A 5,898-nucleotide genomic window follows, 5' to 3' on the forward strand; every position below is an offset into this window, starting at 1 on the left:
GGTCGGCGGGCTCGCCAACCTGGCCGCGCGTGCGGCCCGGTGGGGTGGGACGTGCGCGCTGGTGGCCGCCGAAGGGGGCGGTGCCCGGCTGGAATGGACCGCCGAGCTGCCGGCGCGCGCCGGCGAGCAGGGGAGTGGACGATGACGATCGAGGTGTTCCTGCTCGACGACCACGAGCTGGTCCGGACCGGGCTGAAGACCGTCTTCGAGGCCGAGGCGGACATCGAAGTGGTCGGCGAGGCCGCGACGGCGGCCGAGGCGCTGGTGCGGATCCCGCAGGCGCGCCCGGACGTCGCGATCCTCGACGTCCGGCTGCCGGACGGGCAGGGCGTCGAGGTGTGCCGCGAGATCCGGTCCACTGTGGACCCGGCGCCCGCGTGCCTGATGCTGACGTCCTATTCGGACGACGACGCGCTCTTCGGCGCGATCATGGCGGGCGCGGCGGGCTACATGCTGAAGCAGGTCTCGGGCCGGTCGCTGATCGACGCCGTCCGCACGGTCGCCGGCGGCGGCTCGCTGCTGGACGCCACGCTCACCGCGTCGGTGATGAACAAGCTGCGCGGGGAGAACGTCGCCACCGCGGACCCGCGCTACGAGCAGCTGAGCCCGCAGGAGCGCCGCGTGCTCGACCTGGTCGCGGAGGGCCTGACCAACCGCCAGATCGCCGAGCGGCTGTTCCTGGCCGAGAAGACGGTGAAGAACTACGTTTCCTCGGTGCTGCACAAACTTGGCGTCGAACGGCGCACGTCGGCGGCCGTCTACATGTCCCAGCGGCGCGGCGGTCCCGAACGATCGGGCTGAATCCGGGACCGATCGGACGAAACCGGTGGGGCGTTCGACGTATCCACCGGCCGATGCGGTACACCTGTCGGGGGACGCACGGATCGGGGTGCGCGGTGGAGGGGACGGCATGTCGGGGTTGTCGAGCGGGGACTACGTCACGCAGCAGATCCGGGCACTCGCGCAAGCGGTGCGCCGGGAAGGGGCAGGAGGGGTCGGCACGCGCAGCTTCCAGCTGGCGGAGCACCTGGCGGCCGAGGGTGGCGTCCACCGCGGCGACATCATGACGGCGACGGCGACGCTGCTGGCCATGACAGCGTGGTGCGACGGCGAAGCCGAGGCGGCGTGCCGGTTCGCGGAGCTGGCCGGGGAGAACGACGAGGATTCCCGGGAGCTGGTGACCCACCTGCTGCGGCTGGAGGCCGGCGCGGATCAGGGCTGGCTGCCGCAGGAGCAGGTGGAAGCACTGCTGGAGTACGCGCGCAAGGCCCGCCGTGGTGACCTGGCGCTGCGGGTGCGGGCGATCGCGGGCGCGCCGCGCGGCGGACGGCACCGGCGCGCGGACTAGCCGGACGTGCGCTGAAGGGGACTTTCCGGCGAGGAAAGTCCCCTTCAGCGCGTCGCTAGTGCGGTGACCACGAAGGTTCACCGGGTCGGGGTCCTGGGTCAGGGGCCCGGCAAAGTCGCGCGCCGACGAGCGGTGACTGGCCGCGGGCCGGCTGCGTGGTTTGCCCGGCGTCGGGGGATGTTGTGAATGGGTCGTTCATGTCGTCTGGTGAGGTGAATGACTCTTTCATGTCGTCGCGGAGGGGCGGATCGGCCGTGCTGCCCGACTTTGCCGGTGCCCTGTGGTCGGTGCTGCCTCGCCGGGCCCGTCGCAGACACCGCCATCGCAACCCGGCGAACGTAGCCGGTCACCGCACTAGTCGGCGAGGGGCTGGGCGGGATCGGCGAGCCGGTCCGGGTCCACCTTCCGGCCGCTGAGGATCAGCTCGCGCACCGCGTCGAGGCCGTCGTCCCACTTGTTGACGTGCAGGCCCGCCACCACGCGGTCATCGGCGAGCCAGAACGCGTGGAACGCCTCGGCGTCGCCGCGCCGGACGACCCGGTCGTAGCCGCCCGGCGGGAACCAGCCGGTGAACTCCATGCCCGCGTCGTACTGGTCGGAGAAGAAGTACGGCAGCTCGGCGTATTCGACGGGCTGGCCGAGCATCGACCGCGCCGCCGCGGGACCGCCGTTCGTGGCCGCCGCCCAGTGTTCGACGCGGACCGGCCGCCCGTAGTGCGGGTGCCACGGGCTCGCGACGTCGCCTGCCGCGAAGACGTCCGGGTCTTCGGTGCGCAGGGCCGCGTCCACGCGGACGCCGTCGTCGACGGTCAGGCCCGCCTCTTCCGCCAGCTGCGTTTCGGGCCGCGCGCCGATGCCCACGACGACCACATCGGCCGGGATCTCGCCGTCGTCGGTCCGCACCGCCGAGACCGCGCCGTCGCCGGCGAACCCGGTCACGCCGGTGCCGAGCCGCAAGTCGACGCCGTGCCCGCGGTGCAGGTCCGCGAAGAACCCGCCCAGCTCCGGGCCGAGCGCGGCGTGCAGCGGCGAGGGGCCGGGCTCCACGATGGTCACTTCGCAGCCGTAGGAGCGCGCCGCCGCGGCGGTCTCCAGGCCGATCCAGCCCGCACCGGCGACGACGACGCGGCCGCCCGCTGACAGCGCTTCGCGCAACTGGTCCGCGTGGGACAGCCGGCGCAGGTAGTGGACGCCGTCGAGGTCGTTGCCGGGGACCCGCAGCCGTCGCGGCGAAGAACCGGTGGCCAGCAGCAGCTTCGTGTAGCCGAGGCGTTCGCCGCCGGCCAGCTCGACTTCGTGGGCGGCGCGGTCCAGTGCCGTGGCACGCCGTCCGGTGAGCACCTCGACGTCGTGCTCGACGTACCACTTGTCGTCGTGGACGAACACCGACGCGCGGTCCTCCTGGCCGAGCAGGTAGCCCTTCGACAGCGGCGGCCGCTCGTAGGGCAGGTCCGGTTCCGCGCCGACGAGGACGATCCGGCCCTCGAAGCCTTCCGCCCGCAGGGTTTCCACGGCTTTCGCGCCGGCGAGCCCGGCGCCGATGACGACGAAGGTGTCCATCAGGAGACCACCCCGGTGAGCGCGAAGAACTCCTGCCGCGTCTTGGGTTCCTCGCGCAGGAGGCCGTGCAGCGACGAGGTGACGGTCTGCGCGCCGGTCGCCCGGACCCCGCGCAGCGACATGCACAGGTGCTCGGCCTCGATCACCACGCCGACGCCCTTCGGCGAGAGGTGCTCCTGCAGCCAGTCCGCGACCTGCTTGGTCAGCCGTTCCTGCACCTGCAGGTCGCGCGCGAACAGCTCGACGACGCGGGCGAGCTTCGACAGGCCGAGGATCCGGTCGCCGGGTAGGTAGCCGACGTGCGCGACGCCGCGGAAGGGCAGCATGTGGTGCTCGCACAGCGACTGCACCGGGATGCTCTTGGCCAGCACGAGCTCGTCGTAGCCCTCGTCGTTGGGGAAGGTCGTCAGCTGGAAGTCGCGCGGCCGCAGCATTTCCGCGTAGGCGTGGGCGACCCGGCGCGGCGTGTCGCCCAGGTGCTCCGACGTCGGGTCCTTGCCGAGCGCCCGCAGCAGGTCGGCGACCGCGCGCTCCGCGGCGTGCAGGTCGACGGCGTCGCGGTCGTGGACGACACCGAGGTGCCGCAGCGGTACGGGTTCGACGCTCACGGGCGTGCCTCCTTCTAAAATCAAGTCGAGCCGACGTTAGAAGCTCCCGCCCCTTTTCGTCAACAGTTTTGTGTTTTAGAATGCGACGATGCACGAACCCCAGGCCGGCGCGCTGGCCGCGGTCGCGGCGCTCGACGAGCCGACCCGGCGCCGGTTGTACTCCTACGTCGTCCGCCAGCCGGTACCGGTGAGCCGCGACGACGCCGCCGCGGCCCTCAGCCTGCCTCGCGCGACCGTCGCGTTCCACCTCGACCGCCTGGTGGACGAGCAGCTGCTGGCGGTCGGCCACGAACGCCGCACCGGCCGCAGCGGCCCGGGCGCCGGGCGGCCGGCGAAGCTGTACCGGCGGTCCGACCGGCAGGTGAGCGTCTCCCTGCCGGAACGCCAGTACGAGCTGGCTGGTCAGCTGCTCGCCACCGCCGTCGAGGAGGCCGACGAGACCGGCGACCCGGCCCGCGAAATCCTGACCCGGCGGGCCCGCGAACGCGGTGCGGACCTGGCCGCGGGCGCCCCGGACATCCTCGGCACGCTGGAAGAACACGGCTTCGAACCGCGCGTCGACGGCGATCAGGTGCTGCTGGGCAACTGCCCGTTCCACCAGTTGGCCCGCACGCACCAGCGGCTGGTGTGCGAGATGAACCTCGGCCTGGTCGAGGGCATGCTCGACGGCGTCGGCGAGCGAGGCCTGCGCGCGCGGCTGGAGCCCGGGCCGGGGCTGTGCTGCGTGCGCCTCGGGCCTGCCTAGCGCGGGAGGAAGGGCAGGACGAAGAGCACCGCGCCGAAGCCGACGAGCGCGACCGAGGCGACGCGGTGCAGGTGCCGCCCGGGAAGCCGCCGCGCCAGGCGCGCACCGGCCAGCACCCCGGCCGCGGACAGCACGCCGAGCAGGCTGCCGAGTCCGAAGTGGACAGACCCGTGCGCGGCGTACCCGACCGTCGCGAACCCGACGAGCGGAAGCTGCACGAGCTGCCCGGCGGCAACGGTGGTAAGCGCGGGCACACCAAGGGCGAGCAGGACGGGAACGAGCAGCACGGGCCCGCCAGTCCCGGTCAGTGCCGACCCGAAGCCGACGAGAGCGCCGACGACGACGGCCGCCACCGGCGACAGCTCACGACGGCTGCCGGACTCCCGCGGCCGTCCCCACAGGTTGAACGCTCCCGAGCCCGCCGTCAGCGCCGCCAGTACCAGCCACAACGCCGTCGCCGGCACTGCTCCGTTCACCAGCGCTCCCACCGCCGCCGCCGGGGCCGCGCCGAGGGTCAGCCACCCGCCGAAGCGCCAGGGCATCGCCTGGTGCCGGGCGTAAGCCGCCGTGCCCGCGATGCCGGTGAACAGGAAGGACCAGCTGCTCGTGCCGGCCGCCGCGTGGATGTCGAGGCCGGTCAGCCACGTGAGGGCCGGGGGCAGCAGGACCCCGCCGATGCCGACGACCCCGATGCAGATCCCCACCGGGATCGCGAGGAGCAGGACGGCGATGCCCACCGGCCGACCGTAGCCGTACGGGCTACTTCGCGCCGAGCGCGCCCACGACGGACGTGGTGATCGCGCTCGCGCCGAGTTCGGTGCCCGGCTTGATCCAGGGGTCGGTCGGCTCGGCGCCGGCGATCGTGCGCTCGCCGATGAACCCGCCGGTGACCGGGTCGATGATCAGCTGCCGGATCTCGTGCCGGTCGTCGAGGCCGAGCGCGACGCCGGAGCGGCCGTCGAGGTTCGCCGACGCCGCCAGCACGGTGATGCCCGGGATCTTCGCCAGCGCCCGGTACCACTGCGCGCGCAGCTCGGCCGGCATCAGCCCGGCCCGCAGGATCTCGATGCCGAAGTGGAACATCACCGACGGCGTCGAGCCACGGCCCTTCGTCAGGTCACGCAGCTTCGCGTACAGCGCGGCGGGATCGTGCGGCAGCGCCGCGTAGAACGCCGGGCTGTCCCAGTCGGTGGGGTCACCGCACTTCTTGACGGGCTTGGCCTTCGGGAAGAAGTCGCCGCACGCGCCCTGCCACTGTCCCTGGTCGGTCTCGGTGATCTCCGGCTCGGGCGCCTGCGCCTGCGGCACCGAGCCACCGAGGAACTTCCCGGTGCCGAGGATCTTGCGCGTCTCCTGCCAGACGTCCCGCTCGGCGGCCGGGATCCACCGGTCGACCTCCTGCTCCCACAGGTACGTGTAGCCGCCGCCGTCCGAAGACTGGACGCCGCGCCCGACCCACGTGTGCTCGGCGACGAGGCGGAACTGCCCGGGCCCGACCGGCTGGTCGACCGCGCCGACGCTCAGGTCCGCGGCCCGGTTCAGCACCTGCGCCGCCGACATCAGCTTGACGTCGGGCAGCTGGGCCGTCGGCGCCGCAGCAGGGGGCGACGGCTCGGCCGGGCGGAGCACGACGACGG

General features: G+C 73.0%; 7 protein-coding genes. 3 read left to right on the forward strand and 4 right to left on the reverse strand.

Features of this window, described 5'->3' with window-relative positions; genetic code table 11:
- Positions 1-141: 141 nt before the first annotated feature.
- Both G3I65_RS30710 and G3I65_RS30715 read left to right on the forward strand, forming a co-directional pair.
- Entirely contained in the window at positions 142-801 is a 660-nt protein-coding gene (locus tag G3I65_RS30710; protein ID WP_160699205.1) for a response regulator transcription factor, read from the forward strand.
- 109 nt (positions 802-910) lie between these two features.
- Entirely contained in the window at positions 911-1,348 is a 438-nt protein-coding gene (locus G3I65_RS30715; RefSeq protein ID WP_160699206.1) for a hypothetical protein, read from the forward strand.
- A 354-nt stretch (positions 1,349-1,702) separates the two neighbouring features.
- On the opposite strand, the gene G3I65_RS30720 is transcribed toward G3I65_RS30715, so the two are convergent.
- Positions 1,703-2,908: an NAD(P)/FAD-dependent oxidoreductase gene (locus G3I65_RS30720; protein WP_203612554.1), complete on the reverse strand. Its 1,206-nt coding sequence runs from the start codon at positions 2,906-2,908 to the stop codon at positions 1,703-1,705.
- Complete coding sequence (gene folE / locus G3I65_RS30725) at positions 2,908-3,516, reverse strand: GTP cyclohydrolase I FolE (RefSeq protein WP_191984455.1); 609 nt, start codon at positions 3,514-3,516, stop codon at positions 2,908-2,910. The genes G3I65_RS30720 and folE overlap by 1 nt, the downstream gene beginning before the upstream one ends.
- Positions 3,517-3,604: 88 nt before the next feature.
- Here folE and G3I65_RS30730 point away from each other — a divergent pair, with 88 nt between their 5' ends.
- Positions 3,605-4,261 (forward strand): metalloregulator ArsR/SmtB family transcription factor, encoded by a 657-nt coding sequence (locus tag G3I65_RS30730; protein ID WP_160699207.1) that lies wholly within the window; start codon positions 3,605-3,607, stop codon positions 4,259-4,261.
- Here G3I65_RS30730 and G3I65_RS30735 read toward each other — a convergent pair.
- Together G3I65_RS30735 and G3I65_RS30740 are read right to left on the reverse strand one after the other, a co-directional pair.
- Positions 4,258-4,998: a sulfite exporter TauE/SafE family protein gene (locus G3I65_RS30735; protein WP_160699208.1), complete on the reverse strand. Its 741-nt coding sequence runs from the start codon at positions 4,996-4,998 to the stop codon at positions 4,258-4,260. The genes G3I65_RS30730 and G3I65_RS30735 overlap by 4 nt on opposite strands.
- Before the next feature lie 22 nt (positions 4,999-5,020).
- Positions 5,021-5,890: a CU044_5270 family protein gene (locus G3I65_RS30740; RefSeq protein ID WP_309235821.1), complete on the reverse strand. Its 870-nt coding sequence runs from the start codon at positions 5,888-5,890 to the stop codon at positions 5,021-5,023.
- Positions 5,891-5,898 lie beyond the last annotated feature (8 nt).

It is taken from the genome of Amycolatopsis sp. SID8362, from assembly GCF_010550475.1.
Taxonomy (GTDB): Bacteria; Actinomycetota; Actinomycetes; order Mycobacteriales; family Pseudonocardiaceae; genus Amycolatopsis; species Amycolatopsis eburnea.

What these genes read in the sequence shown, in the direction of transcription:
- G3I65_RS30710 (WP_160699205.1), top strand. Translation starts at nt 142, where the DNA reads ATGACGATCGAGGTGTTCCTGCTCGACGACCACGAGCTGGTCCGGACC.
- G3I65_RS30715 (WP_160699206.1), top strand. Translation starts at nt 911, where the DNA reads ATGTCGGGGTTGTCGAGCGGGGACTACGTCACGCAGCAGATCCGGGCA.
- G3I65_RS30720 (WP_203612554.1), bottom strand. Translation starts at nt 2,908, where the DNA reads ATGGACACCTTCGTCGTCATCGGCGCCGGGCTCGCCGGCGCGAAAGCC.
- G3I65_RS30730 (WP_160699207.1), top strand. Translation starts at nt 3,605, where the DNA reads ATGCACGAACCCCAGGCCGGCGCGCTGGCCGCGGTCGCGGCGCTCGAC.